General features: G+C 65.7%; 16 protein-coding genes. 8 read left to right on the top strand and 8 right to left on the bottom strand.

All coding sequences use genetic code 11. From position 1 onward, the window contains the following. Positions 1 to 129: 129 nt before the first annotated feature. Positions 130 to 1,830, top strand: coding sequence for a DUF262 domain-containing protein (locus NO931_RS02670; protein WP_256391079.1), 1,701 nt, complete (start codon positions 130 to 132; stop codon positions 1,828 to 1,830). Between the two features lie 6 nt (positions 1,831 to 1,836). Here NO931_RS02670 and NO931_RS02665 read toward each other — a convergent pair whose 3' ends face one another. Further along, on the bottom strand, positions 1,837 to 3,333 hold the full coding sequence (locus tag NO931_RS02665) for a TrkH family potassium uptake protein (RefSeq protein ID WP_256391078.1): 1,497 nt from the start codon (positions 3,331 to 3,333) through the stop codon (positions 1,837 to 1,839). Positions 3,334 to 3,559: 226 nt separating this feature from the next. On the opposite strand from NO931_RS02665, the gene NO931_RS02660 reads away from it, so the two are divergent. Next, entirely contained in the window at positions 3,560 to 5,095 is a 1,536-nt protein-coding gene (locus NO931_RS02660) for a TrkH family potassium uptake protein (protein ID WP_256391077.1), read from the top strand. Positions 5,096 to 5,181: 86 nt separating this feature from the next. On the opposite strand, the gene NO931_RS02655 is transcribed toward NO931_RS02660, so the two are convergent. After that, positions 5,182 to 6,369 (bottom strand): hypothetical protein, encoded by a 1,188-nt coding sequence (locus tag NO931_RS02655; protein ID WP_256391076.1) that lies wholly within the window; start codon positions 6,367 to 6,369, stop codon positions 5,182 to 5,184. A 231-nt stretch (positions 6,370 to 6,600) separates the two neighbouring features. On the opposite strand from NO931_RS02655, the gene NO931_RS02650 reads away from it, so the two are divergent. Next, entirely contained in the window at positions 6,601 to 6,738 is a 138-nt protein-coding gene (locus NO931_RS02650; protein WP_256391075.1) for a DUF7563 family protein, read from the top strand. A 14-nt stretch (positions 6,739 to 6,752) separates the two neighbouring features. Here NO931_RS02650 and NO931_RS02645 read toward each other — a convergent pair whose 3' ends face one another. The 3 genes from NO931_RS02645 to NO931_RS02635 form a co-directional block, all read right to left on the bottom strand. Beyond that, complete coding sequence (locus tag NO931_RS02645) at positions 6,753 to 7,052, bottom strand: PadR family transcriptional regulator (RefSeq protein WP_256391074.1); 300 nt, start codon at positions 7,050 to 7,052, stop codon at positions 6,753 to 6,755. A 233-nt stretch (positions 7,053 to 7,285) separates the two neighbouring features. Then, a complete protein-coding gene (malQ, locus tag NO931_RS02640; RefSeq protein WP_256391073.1) occupies positions 7,286 to 8,779 on the bottom strand; it encodes a 4-alpha-glucanotransferase in 1,494 nt (497 codons plus the stop codon). Positions 8,780 to 8,909: 130 nt separating this feature from the next. After that, positions 8,910 to 13,469 carry a DUF7997 domain-containing protein gene (locus NO931_RS02635; RefSeq protein ID WP_256391072.1) on the bottom strand — a complete coding sequence of 1,520 codons (4,560 nt, stop codon included), beginning with the start codon at positions 13,467 to 13,469 and terminating at the stop codon, positions 8,910 to 8,912. Between the two features lie 325 nt (positions 13,470 to 13,794). Here NO931_RS02635 and malA point away from each other — a divergent pair, with 325 nt between their 5' ends. Next, the gene (malA, locus tag NO931_RS02630; RefSeq protein WP_256391071.1) at positions 13,795 to 15,732 is read left to right on the top strand and encodes an alpha-amylase MalA; all 1,938 of its coding nucleotides are present in this window, start codon (positions 13,795 to 13,797) and stop codon (positions 15,730 to 15,732) included. A gap of 78 nt (positions 15,733 to 15,810) precedes the next feature. On the opposite strand, the gene NO931_RS02625 is transcribed toward malA, so the two are convergent. Continuing rightward, complete coding sequence (locus NO931_RS02625) at positions 15,811 to 16,044, bottom strand: DUF5822 domain-containing protein (RefSeq protein ID WP_256391070.1); 234 nt, start codon at positions 16,042 to 16,044, stop codon at positions 15,811 to 15,813. A 62-nt stretch (positions 16,045 to 16,106) separates the two neighbouring features. After that, positions 16,107 to 16,346, bottom strand: coding sequence for a DUF6199 family natural product biosynthesis protein (locus NO931_RS02620; protein WP_256391069.1), 240 nt, complete (start codon positions 16,344 to 16,346; stop codon positions 16,107 to 16,109). Positions 16,347 to 16,423: 77 nt separating this feature from the next. On the opposite strand from NO931_RS02620, the gene panB reads away from it, so the two are divergent. The 3 genes from panB (at position 16,424) to NO931_RS02605 (ending at position 21,910) form a co-directional block, all read left to right on the top strand. Further along, complete coding sequence (gene panB, locus NO931_RS02615) at positions 16,424 to 17,239, top strand: 3-methyl-2-oxobutanoate hydroxymethyltransferase (protein WP_256391068.1); 816 nt, start codon at positions 16,424 to 16,426, stop codon at positions 17,237 to 17,239. Positions 17,240 to 17,810: 571 nt separating this feature from the next. Next, the gene (gene gghA / locus NO931_RS02610) at positions 17,811 to 20,222 is read left to right on the top strand and encodes a glucosylglycerol hydrolase (RefSeq protein WP_256391067.1); all 2,412 of its coding nucleotides are present in this window, start codon (positions 17,811 to 17,813) and stop codon (positions 20,220 to 20,222) included. Further along, positions 20,219 to 21,910: a glycoside hydrolase family 13 protein gene (locus NO931_RS02605; RefSeq protein WP_256391066.1), complete on the top strand. Its 1,692-nt coding sequence runs from the start codon at positions 20,219 to 20,221 to the stop codon at positions 21,908 to 21,910. The genes gghA and NO931_RS02605 overlap by 4 nt, the downstream gene beginning before the upstream one ends. A gap of 30 nt (positions 21,911 to 21,940) precedes the next feature. Here NO931_RS02605 and NO931_RS02600 read toward each other — a convergent pair whose 3' ends face one another. Then, complete coding sequence (locus tag NO931_RS02600; protein WP_256391065.1) at positions 21,941 to 22,147, bottom strand: DUF7550 family protein; 207 nt, start codon at positions 22,145 to 22,147, stop codon at positions 21,941 to 21,943. A gap of 170 nt (positions 22,148 to 22,317) precedes the next feature. Here NO931_RS02600 and NO931_RS02595 point away from each other — a divergent pair, with 170 nt between their 5' ends. Next, positions 22,318 to 24,000 (top strand): glycoside hydrolase family 13 protein, encoded by a 1,683-nt coding sequence (locus tag NO931_RS02595; protein WP_256391064.1) that lies wholly within the window; start codon positions 22,318 to 22,320, stop codon positions 23,998 to 24,000. Positions 24,001 to 24,030 lie beyond the last annotated feature (30 nt).

Raw genomic sequence — 24,030 nt, 5'->3', positions numbered from 1 at the left:
TAGCGTAGCAATATCCGTTGGTTTGCGAAGACTCCACTTTCAGTCTAAGTAGGATATTACCGTTCTCTACCAATTTCACGGTGTTTTTATAATGCTTTAGACATACCAGGATCCATGGTAAGCTCTAATATGGATCTTGAGGCCGAAGAACTACGGCTTGTTGATCTCCTCGGTGAAAAAACTCGAATATTCAAAGTCCCAATATTCCAAAGAGAATATAAATGGAATGAGGAACAGAGAATAGCACTGTGGAATGATATTAGCAGTATCGGTACCGATTACAAGAGTTCTCATTTCGTTGGTCAGGTCATCCTTGTAGAAGATCATGATGAGGGAGATGACGATGTTCAGGTCTACAAGATCGTTGACGGTCAGCAGCGATTGACTACGTTTTCTATCTTAGTCTGTGCTATCCGCGACGTAGCAGGACTCCCCGATGATCACAAAAACGTTGAAAGTATACTCACTACGCATGATCAAACTGGGAAATCCGTTCGTACTTTACAACTTCTCGATAACGATGATAAAGCCTACCAACACATTTACGATGGAGATGTAGAACAGGTAGGTTCGGACCATCCTATCCGAGAATGTTATGACTTTTTCGCGGACAAAGTGTCCGATCTGACTGCAGACGAGCGCGAGGAGATGCTTCAAAATACTGTTCACCACGTGAACCTTGTTCGAACGTCCTGTGGGAGCATGACCGCTGCGTATCAAGTGTTTCAGACACAGAACGAGCGCGGACTCGAACTATCACCAATCAACCTTGCTAAAACTAAACTTTTAGAGGAAGCTACGAAATCAGGATTGGACGAAAGAGACGTTCGGCGGCGATGGGAGGACATTAGTACGCGACTTGAAGAGAATGACAAAGTCAGCAGTGCAGCTCCAAGACGGGCAATAACTCACTATCTCATCGTAGATGACCAGTATCAAGCACATGGACGCATTACGAGCAAGGATTTCTATCGTGTTTTCACTGAGGCACTCGATACCCATAGTGGACCTACAGAAATTCGACGGTTTGTCGGGAAGTTAGAAGACTATACAGACACATATATTGATATTCATGAGGGGACGGTTCGGAAGTATCGGCGGAATAAGCGTAATCAGATCAACAAGCAGATGAGGTTTTTCCAATGCAAAAATGCGCACGCACCAATTGTCCTGCTTTATCTTGTAGAGAACGTTAGCGACGCGGATGAAATGGAGAAGCTTCTACGCCTCGCAAATAAGCTCAACGTACGGCTGAATCTTGAGGATGCAAATCCTGCCCACCATCGGGATAGTATGTATCAGTTCGTGAGCCAACTGAAAGAAGCCGAGCAGAGTAACTGGGAGCCCTCGATTGAGGAACTGATCAACGAACGCACGGTTGAAGACGAACAGTTGTTCGAGATCCTGAAAGGACGCGAGCTTCCAAACAGCGCATTCACCCGAAATATGCTTCGCACACTTGAGGAAGATTACTACCAGGCAGGAACTCCTGAAACACAGCTCGATTCCGATCGGGTTGAGCTAGAGCATATCGCTCCACAGAGAGCTATGTCGTCAAACAAATACAGTTCCTGGGAAGCAGTATTCAATAACAACGAGGAACGCTTTGATCTCTATAAGTCTCGATTGGGGAATCTCACACTGCTTGCAGATAGTCAGAACGTTCGAGCAAGCAATAATCCGTTCGCTGAGAAATGTGCAGAGTATCGTAACTCGAAAATTCAGATGACGAAGAAAATCCCTGAAGAGCACGATAACTGGGGGTTTGAAGCTATCGATGACCGGACAGAGAAACTTGCAGAAGACATTATCAACTTCTGGGGGACATAATCCCCGCTACGACCGCCAGTACGACGGCGTCAACAGCACCAGCACAGGGATGATCTCGATCCGACCGATCCACATCAGGAGAATCATCGCGACCTTCGTGCTCTCGGGAAACACCTCGTAGGTCTCGTAGGGGCCGGCGACGCCGAAGCCGGGGCCGATGTTGAAAAAGGTCGCCGCAGCGGCGCCCATGGCCTCGAACTCGGTGATCTGGAAGCCGACGCGGGAGCTGTCGACCACCAGGAAGACGGTGGTGCCGATGAAGAACACGAGGCTGACCAGCGTGTAGGCGTAGACGTCGCGAATCGTCTGCTCGTCGATCACGTCGCCGCTCAGGCGGACCGGCTTGACGACCGCGGGGTGGCTCGCGACGAACAGGTCCCGGCGGAACCCCTTCAGCACGATGAGCCAGCGCAGCGCCTTGATCGAGCAGGTCGTGCTGCCCGCCATCCCGCCGATGAACATGCAGATAAAGAGGAGGTGTTTCGCCGAGGCCGACCACGTGTTGAAGTCGACGGTCGCGTAGCCAGTCGTCGTCGTGATCGAGACGACCTGGAAGACGCCGTGGCGGATCGTCCGTTCGACGTCCCCGGCGTAGGTCGCGTCCGAGAACAGGATGGCGACGACGACGAGGCTAAAGAGTCCGAGAATGGCGACGTAGAAGCGGAACTCGTCGCTCTCGTAGAGGCGCTCGACGTTGCCCTGCAGGACCAGATAGATCAGGACGAAGCTCGTCGCGCCCAGCGCCATGAACAGGGTCGTGACCCACTGGACGATCGGCGCGAACGCGCCGAGACTCTCGGGCCGGGGCGAGAACCCGCTGGTCGAGACTGTCGTGAAGGCGTGGGCGACGGCGTCGAACAGCGTCATGTTCGGCGCCGCGCCGACCAGTCCCAGCCCGGCGAGGATCGCGATCAGAAGCAGCGTCAGGCCGACGTAGAGCCCCCAGAGCAGCCGAGCGGTGTGGGAAATCTTCGGCGTGAGTCGGTTGACGTTCCGCGTCTGGGTCTCGGTCTCCATGAGCTGGGCGCCGGCGACGCCGAGCTGCGAGAGGATCGCCGTCGCGAGGATGAGGATGCCGAGTCCGCCGAGCCACTGGATGAGTTGTCGCCACAGCAACACCGCCCGCGAGTGGACGGAGAAATCGACCGCCGCGGTGGCGCCGGTGGTCGTGATGCCGCTCATGCTCTCGAACAGCGCGTTCACGGGATGGGCGAGCGCCCCGTCGCCCGCAGCCACGAAGGGAATCGCGCCGACGAGCGCGACCGAGAGCCACGTGAGCGCGACCATGAGGAACGCCTCCCTGGTTCCCAGATCGCGCTCGTCGGCGAGTCGTTCGAGGAGCGCGCCGACCGCGACTGTGACGCCGATCGTCAGCAGGAACGGGACGACATCCGCGCGGTCGTACAGCGCGAGCGCCAGCGGAATCAGTAACGGCACCGAGAGCCACTTGAGGATCGTCCCGACGAGGCTGCAGCTGACTCGCCAGTCGACGCGGACCGTCATCGTGGTCGCTCCAATCGGATGGCACAGAACTTGCGGTGGTCGCGGCTCGGCGGCTCGTACATCACTCGCCTACTGGTAGTAACTGTGTGCGTTCGCCGACATGGATGTACCGATTGTCCACCTCGCATCGACGCCGACGTGCGGCCCCTCGCTGGATCGTCGAACGGTACGACGGTACGGTCGCAAGTGAGAGGCTTTTTTGTCGCCCTGTGGGTACGTCGATCCGATGCCGAGCCACGTCGACTACAGGGCGGCGTTCAGCCTGGTCGGGACCGTCCTGAAGTACATCACCGTCCCGTTCGCGTTCCCGCTACTGGTCTCGCTGTGGTACGGCGAGAGTCCGCTACCGTTCGTCGTGACGATCCTGGTCGCCCTCGCGGTCGGCGAGGGGCTCCGGCGCCTTCGACCGGAGCCGGATCTCGGCCACCGGGAGGGGTTCTTGCTCGTCGGGGCGACGTGGCTCGCGGTTCCGCTGATCGGGACGCTTCCCTACCTCGTCGCCGGACAGGGGTCGGTCGCAAACCCCGTCTACGCCCTGTTCGAGAGCATGAGCGGGTTCACGACGACCGGTGCGACGGTGCTCAGCGACATCTCGGTCGAGCGCCACGGTCACGGGATGATGATGTACCGACAGCTCACCCAGTGGCTCGGCGGGATGGGGATCGTCGTTCTGATGGTCGCGATCCTGCCCGAACTGTCGGTCGGCGGGGCCCAGTTGATCAAGGAGGAGGCGCCCGGGTTCGAACTGGAGAAGCTCACGCCCCGGATCACCTCGACCGCCCGCGCGCTCTGGAAGATCTACGCCGGCCTGACGCTGCTCGCGGCGGCGGTGTACTACGCGCTGAACCTCTTCGGACCCGCCGACGGGATGACCGTCTACAACGCCGTCGCCCACGCGCTGACGACGATGCCGACCGGCGGGTTCTCGCCGGAGGCCCGCAGCGCCGAGGCGTTCGCGCCGATCGTCCAGTGGGCAATGATCCCCTTCATGATCGTCGCCGGGACGAACTTCGCCCTGCTGTGGCACGCGCTCGACGGCAATCCCTCGCGACTCGTCGATGATTCGGAGTTCCGGGCCTATCTCGCGGCGCTGGCGAGCGTCGGCGGTCTCATCGCCGCCCTGCTGTACGCCGGTCCCGGCCTCGACTCGACGCCGAGTCAGGTCGCGCCGATCGTCGGCGCGATCGAGCCCGCGCTTCGGCAGGCGCTGTTCCAGGTCGTCGCCATCGTCACGACGACGGGGTACGCGAGCATGGACTTCAACGTGTGGAGCGCGCCGGCCCAGACGATCCTCCTGTTCGCGATGTTTCTGGGCGGCTCGGTCGGTTCGGCGGCCGGCGGGATCAAGATCGTCCGCTGGTACGCGATCTCCCGACTGATCGACCGCGAGCTGTACACGACCGTCCACCCCGAGGCGGTGCGGCCGATCCGCGTCTCCGGGTCGGTCGTCGACGAGGACACGCTCATGGGGCTCGTCGGCTTCACGCTCACGTTTCTCCTGTTGTTCGCACTCTCGACCGTGCTGCTCTACCTCGACACGCTGCGGACGCCGGGGCTGTCGCTGAACGGGCTGGAAGCGATGAGCGTCACGATGGCGACGCTGGGCAACATCGGACCGGGCTTCGGGGAGGTCGGCCCGATGAACAGCTACGGCGAGTTCTCGGCCGCAGCGAAGCTGTACATGACGTTCCTGATGTGGATCGGCCGCCTGGAGATCATCTCGGTGCTGGTGTTGCTGTCGCCGACGTTCTGGCGGCGCTGATCCGGCGACGTCGTTCTGACTGTAGTGCACCGTGGCGTCTGTTCGGGAGGGGTGACCCCGCCATCCGCTCTGGCAGCGGACGCCGCTCACCGGTTCGCGCTCGCCCGGAACGCCGCCGCGACGACGTACGCCACGAGCAGGCTCCCCACCAGCGCGAGGATTCTCCCGAGGACGACCGCGACATCGACCGAGAGAATCACACCGCCGACTTCCAGCGCCAGCCCCCCGGCGAGCGCCGCGATCGACGCCGCGGCGAGCCGGTCGCCGGCGCCGGGGAGGTCCCCCACGGCCGGCGGGTAGAAGTGATACGAGACGCCGACGATCGTCAGCCCCAGAAAGCCGAGCACGTTCAGCCGCGCGTGGACCGCCGCGAGCGCCGCGGTGGGCCCGGCGGTCGCGAAGTGGATCCCCAGCGAGACGCCGACGACTCCGGCGAGCGCACCCAGCAGGACGCCGTACCGGCCGACGCGCTCGCGGTCGGAGCGCCGGAGCACGGCGAGGACGGCCAGCGCAAAGCCGCCGACTGCAATCGCCTCGACGGCGGCGCCGACCGATAGCCACGGCGTTCCGAGGCCCGCCGCCAGCAGTGCGGGCCCGACCGCGCCGGTCGGCAGGACGAGCCACGCGAGCGGCCGCGGCGGCGTCGCGACGAGCAACCGCGGGAGCAGGCGGAAGCCGACGGCGAACACGAGCAACCCGCCGGTGCCCGCGGCGAGCAAGTGGGTTGCCCGGGCCGGGTAGCCGTCGAGCAGCGGCACCAGCGGCGTCGCGCCGGCGGCCGTCGCGTAGGAGCCGATCAGCAGGTACGCGAGCGCGATCGGGACGAACGCGTTCGCCAGCCGATCGAGATCGCGGCGGTGAGCGTTGTGATCGCCCGTCCCCGTCCGGCGGCCCGAGAGATTGCTTCGGAGCGTCCACAGCAGCGTCGCGACGAAGACGGCGACGCCGACCAGCCAGAGGACGCTTCCGACCGCGGCGAGTCCGGACGCGGGACGCGCAGCGCCCGCGGCCAGCAACAGGGCGCCGAGAGCCGTCGCCGGGAACTGCACCGCGAGCGGCCCAGCGCTCTCCAGTTCGGACTCGAAGTACGCGGGCACGAGCGAGTAAGCTTGTCCGAACACCGCGTGGAGGACGAAGCCGTACACGCCGAGGCGGACGCCGACGGGCCGAGGGACGCCGGCGACGGCGGCGACCTGCCACGCGACCAAAAAGCACGCGCTCGCCGCGACGAACCAGCGGACGCGCCGCGAGACGGCGCCGACCGATCCGGCCATCGAGTCAACAGTTGGACCGCGCGGCCTTTGCAGTTCGGCCCGAACGTGTTCGTGGCGCGTCGGGACGCAACCGGTGGAGAAGGGAACCACTGAACGACGAATGTAAGCCGGCGTTACCCGTGGAAAGGTGGAGATAGCGGCGAGCAACCCGGACTGTACCCTGATCGTTCAGCATCGTTTGTTCGTACCCGGTCAGTAACTAAGCGGGTCGCACTCCCTCTGTAGACCCGTATGCCAACCTGCAATAACTGCGGTTCGTTCGTGACCCGGGACTTCGCGCGCGTGTTCGGCGACAATCAGGAGAACGTCAGCGCCTGCGTCGAGTGCACAACTGGACGAGACCTCAAGTCGGGCGCAGCAATCCAGTAACTCGGCGCGTCCGTTCAGTTGGCTTCCGCGGCTTCCAGCGCCTCGTCGACGTACTGCGCTTCCCAGTCGCGCCGGGCCTCGATCTCCCGGCGACCGCGAGCCGTCAGCGAGTAGTAGTTGGTACGCCGGTCGAGTTGGCCCTTCTCCGCGAGCCCTTTTTCGACGAGCGTGTCGAGGTTCGGGTACAGCCGCCCGTGATGGATCTCTTTCTCGTAGTACTCCTCGAGTTCGTCCTTGATCGCGAGGCCGTGTGGGTCGTCGAGGCCCGCGATGACGTACAGGAGGTCGCGCTGGAATCCGGTCAGATCGTACATCGTTCTACACGTGTTATACTATCCAATTTGTGTTAAGTCTATCGCTACGACGTTCCATCGCCGGCACACGTGGACGAAGGTTTCGGTCCCACCGAGGGTTCAAAATGGGTCGGTTGACGCTGGAAAGCGGTTCGACACCAACCAGCCGTTGCCGGTCTATCTCCCGTCAAACGCCGGTTTTCTCGTGACAACCCCTCGTTACGTCACCCTCAGATCGTCTGTCAGCCGAGTCGCTATTCGATCCGTCCGGCGTCGTCGGTCAGTTCGCGCAGCCGGTCGACCGGGAACGCTTCGAGCTGGTCGGCCGTGCAGCGCCACTCCCAGTTGTCCTCCGCCGTCCCCGGCGCGTTGAACCGCGCCCACTCGCCGAGGTCGAACAGGTCCTGGACCGGGACGACCGAAAGCACCGAGTCCGAGTGCCAGGCCGCCGCGATCAGCTCCCAGTTGATCTCCTCGCCGTCGGCGCCGAGATAGTAGTGCAGACAGTCCCGGTGTTCCTCGGAGAGGCTCTCGTACCAACCGCGGACGGTGTTCGTGTCGTGGGTGCCGGGATACGCGACCGTGTCCTCGTCGTACGTGTGGGGCAGGTAGATGTGGTCCTCGGAACACCAGTCGGCGTACTGGAGCACCTTCATGCCGGGCGCGTCGACGTCCCGTCGAAGCTGTTCGACCGACTCGTTAATGAAGCCGATGTCCTCGGCGATCACGGGGAGCTCGCCGAGCTCGGATTCGAGGCGCTCGAAAAACTCCAACCCCGGTCCCTCGTGCCACCGCCCGCCGGACGGGTCGGCGTCGGCGGGGATCGCGTAGTACTCGTCGAACCCGCGGAAGTGGTCGATCCGGATCAGGTCCGACAGCTCCAGTTGCCACTCGACGCGATCGAGCCACCACTCGTACTCCTCGTCGACGACGGCGTCCCAGTCGTACACCGGCATCCCCCACTCCTGTGCGGGGTTGTTCGCGTCGGCGGGGACGCCCGAGATCAGCGCCGGCTCGCCGGACTCGTCGAGCTCGAACAGCTCGGGGTTCGCCCAGACGTCGGCGCTGTCCTGGGCGACGTAGATCGGCAGGTCGCCGACGATGTCGATTCCGCGCTCCGCGGCGTACTCGTGGAGCTCGTCCCACTGGTCGATCGCGAGGAACTGGCAGAACTTCCTGAAGCGAATCTCGTCGGCCAGCTCCTCGCGGTACTCGGCCATCGCCCCGGGCTCGCGCGAGCGGATCGGATCGGGCCAGTCGGTCCAGGCGACGTCCCCGAAGTGGTCCTTGAGCGCCCGGAACAGCGCGTAGTTGTCGAGCCAGTCGACACGCTCGCGGAACGCGGCGAACGCCGACGCCACGTCCTCGGGCTCCTCGGCCTCGAATCGGTCGTACGCCTCGCGGAGCAGCGGGTTCTTGAACTCGCGGACGGCCTCGTAGTCGACTCGCTCGTCGGGGAACGACCGGTCCGCGGCGACGTCGGACTCGTTGAGCAGACCGCGATCGACGAGGTCGTCGAGGTCGATCAGGAGCGGTTCGAGCGCGAACGCGGAGTAGGCCTGATATGGTGAGAACCCGTGAACCTCGGCGACCGGACTCAGCGGACACAGCTGCCACAGCGACTGACCGGCGTCCGCCGCGGCGTCGACGAACTGCTTCGCCGGCTCGCCGATCGACCCGATGCCGTGCCGCCCGGGCAACGCCGTCGGATGCAGGTACACTCCACTCTGTCGCGAAAAACGGCTCATACAGGACGTACGGCGGCCTCGGTTGTAAGGATGCTGCAATTGCTCGGCAGGTAAAATATACCGACAGGTCACGCGTGAGTAACTAACTCGATGCGACGCCGATCGAAAACGAAGGGTCGGTCGCGGCGCCTCAGTCGAACCGGACGCTCGTGAGCGTGGTGCCCACGCCAGCGAGCTCGTCCGCATCGGAGGCCGCGATCACGGACACCGACTCGGTGCCCGGCTGAACCTCGACGGTCGCCTCGAACCGGTCGTCCTTGACGGTCGCGATCGCGGTGTCGTCGGCCGTCCAGAGCACGACCTCGTCGGCGCGAGTGGTGCCGGCGACCGTCGCCTCGCCGCCGGACAGTTCGACGTCGTCGACCGACAGCGGCGGTCCGTCGGGATCGATGTCGCGGTAGCGACGTTCGAGGAACGTCGGCGTCTCGACGGGGCTGCCGGCGTCGAGGGCGTCGGCCAGGCGCACGAACTGGGCCATGCTCCAGGCCAGCGGCGTCGCCGCGCCGGTGCCCTCACCGATCTCCCAGCCGAAGTCGGTCGGGTACTCGCGATCCCACACCTGTTCGGGGATCATCCGCCCGCTGTTGGCGAACCGCTGCATCGTCTTGAGCAGCTCCGCGGGGTCGTAGTCGCCGATCTCCTCGCGGCCGCCGAGGTCGGCGTCGGCCGCCGCGGCGAGTTCGTACTCGCCGCGCTCGCCGGTGAAGATCGGCCACAGCCGCCCCGATCCGTTGCGGTCGATCGACCAGGGCCCACCCTCGTCGGGCTCGATCTCGCCCATCTCGCCGTAGCCGTCGCCGTTGTAGCGGTACCAACCCGGCCCGTTCGGCGTGTCGACGTGGATCGTGTCGTCGGCGACCGCCAGCGAGTTGCGGATCAGGTCGTAGTCGGGATCGCGGATCCCCAGCCGGACGAGTTCGAGGAACCCGCCGTCGATGATGTCGCGCTCGTCGAGCGTCGGGCCGTTGTTCGCGAGCTCGCGCTTGACGCCGCTGTCGGGGTCGCCGTTACGCGACACGCGGATGTAGTACGGCGTCTGTTCGTGGCGCTCGGTCCCTTCGTCGGTCGCACACCAGCGGTCGACGCCGGTGCGCCAGTAGTCCGCGAACCCGAGGTACGCCAGCGCGTCGGCGTGCTCGCCTTCGGCGGCCGCCAGCGGCGCCGCGCAGGCCGCGCCGGCGATCTCGGCGGCGATCGTCGACGGCGAGTAGCCGGCCTCCTCCTCCCAGCGCTCCTGACCGCTCCGGGGCCCCGAGCGCAGGACGTACTCGACCGATCGGCGGACGTGCTCGTAGTCGTAGCCGACGTCCTCGAACTCCACGCCGTGGCGGGTCCAGAGCTGGTAGGCCATCACCGAGGGGAACGCGACGTTGTCGAGCTGTTCGCCGCCCCAGCGGATCCGGCCGTCGAGGAACGTGTTCTGCGAGATGAAGCCGTTGGGCCGCTGCTGGTGCTCGTAGATGTACTCCGTGGCTTCGGTGGCGCTGCGGACGTCGCCGATCGTCTCCAGCGCCGTGAACACCTGGTAGAGGTCCCGCGCCCAGGTGAAGTTGTAGCCGAAGTCCCGCGGCTCGGTCGCGTCGACGTTCTCGCCCCACGGCACCGACGGGCTGGCGATGCCGGCGCCGAGGAACGTCTTGTCCTCGACGGCTTTCAGCACCATCACCGCCGCGCGGTACTGGTTCGCCAGATCGGGATCGTCGCGCACCGAGTCCGGAAGCTCGACCGCATCGAGGTACTCGCGCCAGCCGTCGACGTACGCGTCGCGAACGCTGACGTACCCCCGCGAGAGTGCTCGCTGGGCCTCGGTCAACGCCATCTCGGTGTCGGCGTCCTCCGCGAATCCGAGCGCGATCGTGTCGGCGATCGAGGTCGCGCGCTCGCCGACGCGGCCGACGAGCACGCTGTGGCCCGGTCCGGCTTTCGGCTCGCCGTCTTCGGCCTCGCCCTCACTAAATAGCGCCGCGAGGTGTTCGTCGGTGGCCTCGCCGACCGTCGCCCAGTCGAACGACCGCTGGGAAGCGATCGCCGCGGCGACCTGATAGGGCTCGCCGTTCGGGTCGACGAACGCGGGATCGTGAGTCGCGCCCGTGTCCCAGGCCGCGAGCGCGTAGCCGTCGCCCTCGTCGACCAGTTCGGCGCTCTTGTCCTCGATGTACCCCGAGAGCGCGGCGTCGCCGACGACGTACACGTCGTACTGGTTGTTGTCGTCGGCCGCGAAGTCGACGTCCATCACGATCGACTCGCTGTCGGGGTCGGTGACGTACTCGACGACGAGCTCCCACTCGTGGCCGTCGGCGCCGGTCTCGGTGATCGTCTGGCGGTACACCGGCGACTCGGAGCCGACCATCGTCGTCGAGCGCTCGATCGTCTCGATGGCGTCGTCGGTGCGCTCCTCGTTGTGGGTGCGAGCGGTGTAGCTCGACTCGTCGTCGGCGTCGACGACGAGGAAGTCCACAGTCCTAAAGTTCATCAGATCGACCCGCGGGAACCGCGGCTCGGTCATCGCGCCTTCGGTCAGCGTGAACCAGACCCGGGAGGAGTTCGACTCCCAGTGGTCGGCCGCGGTGCCGACGCCGTAGGTTTCGCCGGTCGTCCACGTCGAGTGGGCGGCGGGCCCGCTGGGCTGGGTGAGTTCGGCCGAGGATGCCAGCGCGCCGTTCTCGTGGAGTCTGGCAACGACCGCCGACCGTAGGCCGTGGGCCCACGCGAACGGCGTCGCGCTGTCCTTGCGGCCGTCGTCGAACACCTGCTCGGAGAGGTAGCCGCCCGGCCCGGAGAGCCGACCGTCGGGCTGGATCAGGTCCAAGAGCATGCGGGCGCGCTCGAACGCCGCCTCGACCGGCGACGCTTCGGCGTCGGCGTCCGCCGCGTCGCCGAGCGCGTCGACGCCGTACTCGTCGATCATTCCGGCGAGGTCGGCGTTGGCCGACGCCGCCCAGCCGACCGCGAGCGGCCAGATTTTCGATTCCTCCTGGCCGCGGCGCCGCCACTCGTCGCCCTCGTAGCGGACGAGTCCGAGCAGCTCGCCGTCGGCGTCGTGCCGCGAGAGCCCCTCGACGGTCGTCGCGACGTGCTCGCGGAGCCGATCGGTGCGGTCGGCGTCGAGCGAGCCGGTCAGCGCCGCGTACGCGCGGTGGGCACAGACGAGCACGAGCGTCCCGACGTCGAGCCGGTCGTCGCCGGGCGCGCGCTCGAAGACGCCGCGGTCGCTCCAGCGCTCGCCGATAGCCTCGTACACCTCGGTCGCCAGGGCTTTCGCTCGTTTCTGCACCGATTCGTCCACCGGCGCCCGCCCGATCGCCGACAGCGCAAGTAGCGCCGACGCCGCGGTGTGGGTGAACCGCCCGGTGTCGGACTCCCAGACGTCCTGACAGGGCCGCGGGAGGCCGTCGTCGGCGATCATCCCGTCGAGCGCGTCGAGGCCGTCCTCGATGGTGCCCGTGATCCGGGCGACGAGATCGGTGTCGGGCGATCCCAGCCGGAGATACCGCGCGAGATACGCGAGCACGCTCGCGGTGCCGTCGGCGGGGTACTGCACGCTGTCGGCGCCGGCGACGCGGCCGTTCCCCCAGCCCGGCGCGAGCCGGCCGTTGTGCGCCCAGACGCGCTGGGGCCAGGTGCCGTCGGGCAGCTGTGCGTCGGCGTAAAAACGGGCGCTCGCGGCGTGTTGGTCCTCCAGATCGATGCCGAAGTTCGCGTCGACGGTCAGCAGGTGGCGGGCGACTTCGGCGTCGTCGCGGAACCAGCTGTAACCGTACCCGCCGGAGTAGACGTGGTGGGGGTCGAACTCGGGGCCCTTGATCCGGGCGCCTGTCGGCGCCGTCAGCAGCGAGAGGGTCCGGAGGTCAGACACGACGGTTTTGCGGTGGGGCACGTCCGGCACGTCGAACCGATTGCGCGACATCGCGCGGTTCCGGATCGCCCGATCGGTCTGGTAGTGATCGGCGAACGCGTGGACGTGCGCGAGCGCGTCGGAACGCGAGGTCTCCTCGTGGTCGGCGACCAGCGAGACGAGCGTCGTCTGGGCGAGGCTCCCCTCGTCGTCGAGGGGGACCTCGGCGACGATCGTGTCCGAGAGGTCGTCGCCCGCGCCTTCCCCGGTCGGCAGCGCGCCGGGATCGTCGGCGAGCAGCTCGTCGAACCCTTCGCGGCGCTGGCTGACCGCGTGGTCGATGCCGGTCGACGCCGTGAGGTAGTCGTGCTCGGCGTCGTGGAACACCTCGACGACGTCGTCGTGGAGCAGGTGGCCGACGCTGCTGGTCTGGCCGTCCGGCGCGAACGCCACCGCGGCGATCAGGCTCGGACGGTCGGGCACGTCACCCCGCAGTTCCAGGTGGGTGAGGTGCGCCTTCTCCAGCGTGTAGTCGTACTGGTGGATCGAGTAGCCGTCGGCCTGATGGCGGGTGACCACCATCGTCGTCTCGCCCTCGTAGGTCTGGCGCGTCGTCTCCAGATCGTCGAACCAGGTCACGTGATCGTCCGCGCGGATGCCGTACCGCGAGCTGTCGATCCCGTGCATATCCAGCGTCGAGCCGGAGTAATCCCGAACCGATCCGGACCGATCGACGTAGACCAGCCGCCCCTCGTCGCCGGAGAATAGCCCGTCGGTCGAGGGGCGCTCTCCCGGATGTGTGTCGTCGTCGCTTCGGTCCCCCTTGTACTCGTTGATCGCGATGCGCATCGTCATAAAGACCAGTTCCTCCGCCTGAAAGTAGGCGGAAATTGTTCGTCACGACTCTAGCCGGGTGGTGCATATAAACCTGCCTATGGCATCATGGAACTTGGTGGCTATGCGCACGCGTTCGTACCAACGTCTTCGAGCTAATAACTACGTGACAGAGGCGTCGCACCGCGGTTGACTCCTCCCGCCCCACACCTGTTGCTATGGCGACAGTACAATGTGTACAATCATCGACAGTATGGAGTGAATCGGTATGACAGAGCCTGACGATAACGTACCGTGTCGAAAATCGGGAAATAAAAGACCCCTCCCACTGGACATCTAGGTGATAATGCACCATCCAGGCCCCCCTCGGTTCGAGGCAGTCGGATCGGCCGTCGATCTGGCACCGCGCGACCCCGACCCCGCCGGCAGTTACCAGTGGCGTATCGCCGACGCTCCGGAACGGAGCGCCGCCACGCTCGGCGACGGGCCGGTCGAACAGTTCACCCCCGACGAGCCCGGCACGTACACCATCACGCTGGACGCGCCCGACGGAACGCACACGCTGACCGTCCGCGCGTTCCCGGCGTCGTACGCGCCGCCCGAACCCGACCCGGCGGCGTCCGGCTCGGGCTTCCAGTCCGGTTCGGGACTCCGATCGGGGTCGGGCTTCCAGTCGGGATCCGGCCTCCGATCGGGCTACGCTAGCGGCTCCGCCACGACCGCGACCGGCTACGACGCAGGCGGCCGCCCCCGTATCCAGCTGTTCGCGCGCGTCGAGGGCGACGAGGTCGTGTTCGAAGCCGAACCCGCATCGTCGCCCAGCAGCGACGTGCCGAGTGAGGACCTCGACGTCGAGTTCCACGCCGACGACCGCGACCCTCTCGACACCGACGACCTCGACGTCGACGACCACGAGGCCCGCGTCTCGCTCGACGCGCTCGGCGAGTACAGCCGCGTCCACGCCGTCGCGCTCGGCGAGACGTTCAGCGTCGCCGACACCGTCGGCGTCGCCGTCGATGGGGGCGTCGAGATCGAGCGACTCAACGAGCCGCCCGAATGGGGGAAAGAGGTCACGCTCTACGAGGTGTACGTCCGCACGTTCACCGGTGGCGAGGCCGCGACGTTCGACGCCATCGCCGACCGACTGGAGTACCTCGCGGAGATGGGCGTCGACTGCATCTGGCTCTCCCCGGTGCTGCAGAACGACGACTTCGATCACGGCTACAACATCACCGATTTCTTCTCGATCGCCGACGATCTGGGCACGCGCGAGGAGTTCGAGGCGTTCGTCGACGACGCCCACGACCACGGCATCAACGTGCTCTTTGACCTCGTGCTCAACCACTCCGCCCGCGAGCACGAGTACTTCAAGCGCGCCGAGGACGGCGATCCCAAGTACCGCGACTGGTACGAGTGGACCGACGAGGAAAACGACGTGCCGGGCACGTACTTCGACTGGCCGTACATCGCGAACTTCAACTTCGACACCCTGGAGGTGCGCCGGCACCTGCTCGACGCCGTCGACGAGTGGGCGCCGATCGTCGACGGGTTCCGCTGCGACATGGCCTGGGCGGTCCCGACGAGCTTCTGGAAGGAGGTCCGCGACCGCGTGAAGTCCCACGACTCGGAGTTCCTGCTGCTCGACGAGACGATCCCCTACATCGCGGACTTCCACGAGCTCTGCTTCGACGTCCACTTCGACACGACGCTGTACCACAACCTGCGCCAGATCGGCAACGGGGCCGCCGACGCGGCGTCGATCCACGACGCGATCGACAACCGCGCCGAGACCGGGTTCCCTGACCACGCCGGCTTCCTGCTGTACATCGAGAACCACGACGAGACGCGCTACGCGGAGGATTGTGGCCGCAAGCAAGCCTTTACCGCCGCGGGCGCGCTCTTCACGCTCCCCGGCATCCCGCTGCTGTACGCCGGCCAGGAGATCGGCGAGGAGACCCGCCGCGAGAAAGTCGAGTGGGCGGCCGCCGACGAGGAACTGCGCGATCACTACCGCAGCCTGATCGAGACGCGCGACGCCCACCCCGCGCTCGGCTACGAGGGCGACTACGAGCCCGTCGAGGTCGAGGCGAGCCACGACGGCGTCGTCGCGTACGCCCGCGAAGCCGAGGGCGAGCGGCTGGTCGTCGTGCTGAACTTCGGGCCGGTCGCCGAGTCGGTCGCGGTCGACGCCGACGTCGAGACGACCGACCTCGTCTCCGGCGACGACGTGAACGCGCCCGCCGCCGACGTCGAGGTCGACGACGTCGTGGTCCTGCAGGCCTGAGAGCGGCGTCGAACGGCGATCGTCGTCCCGTATCGTACTCGTTTGCTCCGCGCGAATTTCTGATCGCGGTTGTGACTGTTAGTCCGCGCTCCGCTTCGCGTACGCGAACACGGACAGCGCGACGACGATCCAGACCAGCGCGCCGACCCGGACCGCAAAGGAGAGTCTGGACCCCCAGGTGGGCAGAGAAACCGGAATCGACAGTGCGGCCACGATCGGCGCGCCGACGAGGATCGTACAGACGAACGTCGTCTGCATGACCCAGCCGAAGTCGACGCCGTCGGGATCGCTCCGCTCGACTGGTTCGCGCACGATCGGTGGTTTCCCCCGCGATACCTTGAACCTTTACAGGATCGACCGGCGCCGCCGGCCTCTCAGAGGAACGGCTGTGCGGCGAGGTAGACGCCGACGCCCAGCACGGCGACGCCGACGGCGCGGACGAGCCAACGAAGCCTGTCGTCGATCTCGCGCTCGCCGCCGTACTCGCCGTGTCGCCCGGTCGTCGGGCCGTACGCGGCGAACTGCAGGCGGACCACCGCTCCCGGCGCCGCGACCGCGACGAGTCCGATGCCGATCGCCAGCGTAGCGGCCAGCGCGCTGCGAACGTCGACCATGCGCGCCGGTTGTGTCGGGGGCGAAATAAAGCCCGCCGATCCGTGGTACTATGTCGCCGTGCGCTCAACGTCCGGCCATGCCTACGACGGTCCGGGACGTCCGCGCGAAGGCGGGCGAGGAACCGATAACGATGCTGACCGCCTACGACGCGCCGACCGCCGGCGTGATCGACGACGCGGGGATCGACGCGATTCTGGTCGGCGATAGCATGGGCAACGCGGTGCTGGGCCACGACTCGACGCTGCCGGTCACCGTCGACGAGATGGCCAGTCGCACCGCCGCCGTGGCCCGCGGGACCGAGGACGCGCTGGTCGTCGCCGACATGCCCTTTTTGAGCATCGGCACGAGCCGGGAAGCCAGCGTCGAGAACGCCGGCCGGATGCTCAAGGAGGCCGACGCCGACGCGGTAAAAATCGAGAGCGGCCCTCACACCGTCGATCTGACCGAACGGCTGGTCCGGTTGGGGATTCCGGTGATGGCCCACCTCGGGTTGACGCCCCAGCGCGTGAACGAACTCGGCGGGTACACGCGGCAGGGGACCGACGAGGAATCGGCCGAGGAAATCCTCGAACTCGCGCGCGCCCACGAGGACGCCGGCGCGTTCTCGCTGGTGCTGGAACACGTCCCCTCGAATCTGGCGGCCCTGATCACCGACGAACTCGAAATCCCGACGATCGGCATCGGCGCCGGTCCCGAGGTCGACGGGCAGGTGCTCGTGTACAACGACGTCGTCGGACTGAGCGAGCGCTCGCCGCCGTTCGCCGAGCAGTTCGGCGACGTCCGCGCCGAGATCGAGCGCGCGGTCGATGGGTATCGAGACGCCGTCGAGAGCGGCGAGTACCCCGCCGAGGAACACAGCCACTACGCGGAGGAACTGGAAGACCTGTATTGAGCCGACACGGCTCGCGACGCGCGTGATCGTACGGGACGTTTGCAGCGCTCTCCGGAGTTGTTTTCGCGACCCGTTGCCAGAAGATTTTTATTACGGGATGGAGAATCCGAAACTCGCCGGGAAACTGGCGACGGAGCACGACAGGCTCAGTTTCGGGGCGGTCTCGCCCCGAGAGTCGCCCGACGCACGAGCCAGGGACTCGAACGCGTCGGTTTTCGAACGAGAGATAGCTTTCGGAGTTGCGGGTTCGAAGCGAGCGCAACGTGCGGAACTGTTCCTCTGTCGTCCAGCGACAGTGACTGTCCTCGATTCCGTCACAGGCACTGTCGCTTCGAGCAACGGAGTGTCGGAACAGCGCGACCAGCTGTCGGACCGAAGTCCGGCGGAGCGCGGAACTCTACTCGCGTCGCTGTTCCCGGAAGCAAGTATACGTAGCGGTCTACCAAAGATTATTAACAACACCTGTACATACTCGGTCTATGAGATGCCGACGGGCCGACTCCTCGCGAACGCTCGGTGAGAACACCCAGAAACTCTCACCCGAGCCGGGACGTTCGAGGGTGAGCGCCGAATGAGCGACACACTCGCAACCGATGTCTCACTGTGCGAGCGGGCGACGGAACGCCTCTGTGAGCGGACGTCGGAACGGCTCGCGTCCGCAGACGACGCGTTCGAAGCTGCCCGCGACGTCGTGGAGAAGTTAGGCGCTCACTGGCAGGGTGAGCACGCGGAGTTCGGATTCTGGACTCCGGAGTTGGTAGATCGGTCGGTTCCCGAGGAGGACGTCTTCGTCGAACTGATCACGCCGACCGAGCCTGTCGACTTGACGGCCGACGAGACGACCGTCCCGGTGCGTCGAGAGCGCGTGCCGACCAGACGCGCGGGCGAATACACGTGGGCCGCGATCGACGGCGTCAGACCCGGCACGCGGGACCGACTCGGGACGCTGTACCGGCTCACCTACCGGACCGACGACGGGTGGGAGACGATCCACGATCCGCTGGCGTACTCGCTGCCGTTCGGTGCGTACGCCCCCGCCGAACTGTACGACGTCGACCGACTCGACGCCGAGCGCCCGGACCGCGAGTACTACGAGGCGCTCGGTACCGAGGACGAACCAGTCGCGACCGAGGAGGACGGCGGACTGCCGCGAATCGAGCCCGCGACGAACTTGCTCGAACTCCACCCCGGGACCGCGAGCGAGGCGGGGTCGCTCGCCGGGGTCGCCCGGCGCTACGAGGAGATCGCGCGCAAGCGTCGCGAGGGGGAGGAGCTGACGCCGATGGAGCGCAACTTCGCCGGCTACGACGGCGTGCAGGTGATGCCGATCGCCCCCATCACGGAGGGCGAGTACCACTCGGACCACTTCGCGATCGACGACCCCGCGCCGAACCAGCGATCGGTCGACGCCGAAGCGACGCTCCGCCGCCCCCGGATGGTAAACTGGGGGTACGACATCGTCGTCTCGGGCTTCTCGGCGGTGAACCCGGCGGTCCTCGAAACGGGTCGGCCGGACGAACTGGTCGACTTCATCGCGACGCTGCACGACCAGCCCGAGCCGATGCGGGTCGTCTTCGACATCGCGCTGGGCCACGCCGACGACGGCGCGCTGGGGCTGCTCAACGACGAGTTCTTCGAGGGCCCGGGGATGTACGGACGGGAACTCGACTACACGCAGCCGACGGTCAGGGCGATCCTGCTCGAACTCCAGCGACGGAAGATGGATTGGGGCGCGGACGGCATCCGCGTCGACGGTGCCCAGGACTTCACAAACTGGGACCCCGAGACGGAGGAGGAGTACCACGACGACGAGTTCCTCGCCGAGATGGACGCCGTGACCCAGACGGTCGCCGGCCGGGAGTACCGACCGTGGATGATCTTCGAGGACGGCCGGCCCTGGCCGGACGAAGACTGGGAACTGGCTTCGTCGTACCGCGAACTGATCGAGCAACACCCCCACTCCTTCCAGTGGGGGCCGGTCACGTTCGCGCACAATACGCCCGCGATTCTGACGTTCTGGGCGACCAAGTGGTGGCGCGTCCGCGAGGTCGCCGAGATGGGCAGCCAGTGGATCTCCGGCGTCGCCAACCACGACACGATGCGGCGCGGCGCGCAAGTCGAAGTGGGCGAGAGCTGGGACGCGACTCAAGAGAACCCCTATCTGGCGGACTCGCTCCCCGGGACGATCGAGCGGGCGTACGACAACCCGGCCTCCAACGCGCTGTTCTACTGTTTCCTGCCGGGCGTACCGATGGATTTCACTCACGCGAACGCCCGCGCGCCGTGGTACTTCGTTCGGGACACGGATCCCGACTGGAACGTGAAAGTCGTCGGCGAGTCGGCCTACTTCGTCGACTGGCGGGTATCCGCGGAGCGCTACGACGATCTCGACCAGTTCACCCGGCTGAAGGAACTCGGGTTCGACGACCGCGAGCAGCTCCGCGAGTTCGGCCACGCGCTCGCGTCGGTCGGTGAGGCGACCGACTACGACCGGGACCTGATGGCGACGATGCTCGGCGCCATGGACTGGCCGCTGGGCGACGACGTCGACGCCGCGGCCCTCGAAACGTTCGCGCTGGCGTGGATGCGCGACGTCGCGGACTTCTGCAATCTCGCACACTACGAGGACGAGCAGGATCCGGACCGAACGGCCTTCGACCTCGACGTCCGCGAGTTCCGCCACGACCGCCCCTGGCTCCGTCGGGATCTGCGAGCCGACGACGAGTTTTCCTACGCTCACCCCACCGATCAGACGGTCCTCTACTACGGACAGCGAAGCGATCCCGGCGGCGCCGAACAGTTGCTGTTCGTCGCTAACATGGAGGGCCGACCCGCGACGGTCGTTCCCGCGGACCTCGCTGACGTCGCTCGGGGCGGGTGGGAACTCGTGGTCGCGACGCCCGGTTGCGAGGACGCCGTCGCGGCGGAACCGGTCACGCTGACCGACAGCGACGTGGTCGTGTTCTCGCGAGGTGGGCGATGAGCGACGGCGCCGACGTCGACCGCGAGTGGTGGAAGGAAGCCGTCGTCTACCAGGTGTACCCGCGCAGCTTCAACGACTCGGACGGCGACGGAAACGGCGACATTCCGGGCATCGTCGAGAAGGTCGACTACCTCGACGAACTGGGCGTCGACGTCGTCTGGCTCAACCCCGTCTACGAGTCTCCCCTCGCGGACAACGGCTACGACATCGCGGACTACCAGTCGATCCATCCCGAGTTCGGCACGATGGACGACTGGGAGCGCCTGCTGGAGGAACTCCACGATCGGGACATGCGCCTGATCATGGATCTCGTGGTCAACCACACCTCCGACGAACACGAGTGGTTCGAACGCTCTCGAACAGGCAACGAGCGGTACGCCGACTACTATCACTGGAAAGAGGGAGAACCCGACGACGACGTACAGCCGAACAACTGGAACTCGTTCTTCGGCGGCTCGGCGTGGTCCTACGACGACGAGCGCGGCGAGTACTACCTCCACCTGTTCGACGAGAAACAGCCCGACCTCAACTGGCGCAACGCAGCGGTCAGGGAAGACGTCTACGAGATGATGAACTGGTGGCTCGACAGGGGGATCGACGGGTTCCGAATGGACGTGATCAACTTGATCTCCAAAACCGAGGGGCTCCCCGACGGCGATCCGGGCGACGAAGTGACCGGCGCCGGTCACTTCGTCGACGGCCCGCGTCTCGACGAGTACGTCACCGAACTGTACGAGCGCACGCTGGAGGGCCGCGACGTGATGACCGTCGGCGAGATGATCGGCGGCATCAGTGCGGACGAAGCCGCCGAGTACGTCGGCGAGGACGGCCTGTCGATGATCATCCACTTCGAGCACGTTCACGTAGACGTCGGACCGGGGGGCAAGTGGGACGTCGTCGACCTCGATCTCGCGGAGCTCAAGACTGTCGTCACCGACTGGCAAGAGACGCTGGCCGAGGAGGGCTGGAACTGCCTGTACCTCTCGAATCACGACCAGCCCCGCGCAGTCTCGCGGTTCGGCGACGACGGCGAGTACCGCCGCGAGTCCGCGAAGATGCTCGCGACGTTCCTCTTTACCCTCCAGGGGACGCCCTTCGTCTTCCAGGGCCAGGAGATCGGCATGACCAACGCCGACTGGGACCGCCAGGAAATCCGCGACGTCGAGGCCGAAAACTTCGTCGAGTCGTGCCTCGAGTCCGACGAGTACGACGACTACGAAGACGTCCGCCCGCTCGTGGAGGCCCGGAGTCGGGACAACGGGCGGACGCCGATGCAGTGGTCGGCCGACGAGAACGCCGGCTTCTCGGAGGGCGACCCCTGGATCAAGGTCAACGAGAACTACGACAGCGTCAACGTGGAGACCGCCCGCGCCGACACCGAGTCGGTCTGGCACTTCTATCGCGAGTTGATCGACCTGCGGGAGGACCGTGATATCTTCGTCTACGGCGACTACGAACTGCTCCTGCCCGACCACCCCGAGGTGTTCGCGTACCGCCGGACGCTCGGCGACGAGGAGCTGCTGGTCGTCTGTAACTTCTTCGAGGGCGAGCCCGAACTCGACCTCGCGGCGTTCGCCGACGATCGGGACGCCGACCTGCTGGTCGGGAACTACGACGTCGAGGACGCCTGCCTCGCGGAGTCGATCCAGCTACGGCCCTACGAGGCACGGGTGTACGAACTGGCGTGAGTGAGCGGGGAAAACGAGAGCCGCGGTCGCTCAGGCCAGCAGGAACGGCACTACGAACGCCACGAGCAGGCCGACGGCGGTGACGGCGGCGCCGATGCCGACCTCGCGCATCCCGTAAGGACTCTGGGGAGCGGTCGTCCGGGCCTCGGTCGGGACTTTTTCGCCTTCGGCGTACTCGGACTCGGGTGCCTCGACGGTCTCGTCGTCGGTACCGTGGGAGCCGTGGTCGTCGGTCATGTTCCGACGTTGCGACCGGGCCGACTTAAGCGGTGCTGTCTCGGCGTCGCGCCGCTGCGACGCCGGTGTCTCGGGACGGAGCGCCGGTCCGGCGACGAGTCTCGCGCGCGGTGATTCCACCGATCCGACGTATCGCGCCGCTTTTGCTTCTGGGCGGCGGAGCACGAGCAATGACAGACGCGCCCGACGTCGACCGCGAGTGGTGGAAGGAAGCCGTCGTCTACCAGGTGTACCCCCGCAGCTTCAACGACTCGGACGGCGACGGGATCGGCGACATTCCGGGCATCGTCGAGAAGGTCGACTACCTCGACGAACTGGGCGTCGACGTCGTCTGGCTCAACCCCGTCTACGAGTCGCCGATGGCCGACAACGGCTACGACATCGCGGACTACCAGTCGATCCATCCCGAGTTCGGCACGATGGACGACTGGGAACGGCTGCTCCAGGAGCTGCACGACCGAGACATGCGGCTAATCATGGATCTGGTGGTCAACCACACCTCCGACGAACACGAGTGGTTCGTCAACTCTCGCGAGGGCGACGAGCAGTACGACGACTACTATCACTGGCAGCAGGGCGACGCCGAGGACGACGCGCCGAACAACTGGAGTTCGTTCTTCGGGGGGTCGGCGTGGTCCTACGACGACGAGCGCGGCGAGTACTACCTCCACCTGTTCGACGAGAAGCAGCCCGACCTCAACTGGCGCAACGAGGACGTTCGCGACGAGGTCTTCGAGATGATGAACTGGTGGCTGGAGAAAGGCATCGACGGCTTCCGGATGGACGTCGTCAACCTGATCTCCAAGACCGAGGGGCTGCCCGACGGCGCGGAGGTGGGCGGGCTCACCGGCGAGGAACACTTCGTCGACGGACCCAACATCGAGCAGTACTTCGAGGAGATGTACGAGCGCACGCTGGAGGGCCGCGACGTGATGACCGTCGGCGAGATGATCAACGTCGACGCCGACCGGGCGACCGAGTACGTCGGCGAGGAGGGGTTCTCGATGCTGATCCACTTCGAGCACATGGGCGTCGACACCGGCGACGGCGGAAAGTGGACGCTCGCGGACCTCGATCTCGGCGAACTCAAGCGGATCATCACCGACTGGCAGGAGACGCTGGCCGAGGAGGGCTGGAACTGCCTGTACCTCTCGAACCACGACCAGCCCCGCGCCGTCTCGCGGTTCGGCGACGACGGCGAGTACCGCCGCGAGTCCGCGAAGATGCTCGCGACGTTCCTCTTTACCCTCCAGGGGACGCCCTTCGTCTTCCAGGGCCAGGAGATCGGCATGACCAACGCCGACTGGGACCGCCAGGAGATCCGCGACGTCGAAGCCGAGAACCACGTCGACATCGCCCTCGACGAGTGGGCCGACTCCTACGAGGACGTCCGGCCCCAGATCGAAGCGCGCAGTCGGGACAACGCCCGAACGCCGATGCAGTGGTCGGCCGACGAGAACGCCGGCTTCTCGGAGGGCGACCCCTGGATCAAGGTCAACGAGCGCCACGACGAGATCAACGTCGAGGCCGCCCACGAGGACGCCGAGTCGGTCTGGCACTTCTATCGCGAGTTGATCGACCTGCGGGAGGACCGTGATATCTTCGTCTACGGCGACTACGAACTGCTCCTGCCCGACCACTCCGAGGTGTTCGCGTACCGCCGGACGCTCGGCGACGAGGAGCTGCTGGTCGTCTGTAACTTCTTCGAGGGCGAGCCCGAACTCGACCTCTCCGAGTTCGCCGGCGATCGAGAGGCCGACCTGCTGGTCGGGAACTACGACGCCGACGACGAGAACCTCGCGGAGCCGATCCGGTTGCGTCCCTACGAGGCGCGCGTCTACGACCTGTCCTGAGCGTCTGGCGGGAAAGAAAGATACGGCGCC

Source organism: Natronoarchaeum rubrum, from assembly GCF_024494695.1.
This window is presented reverse-complemented; position numbering and strand designations above follow the sequence as displayed.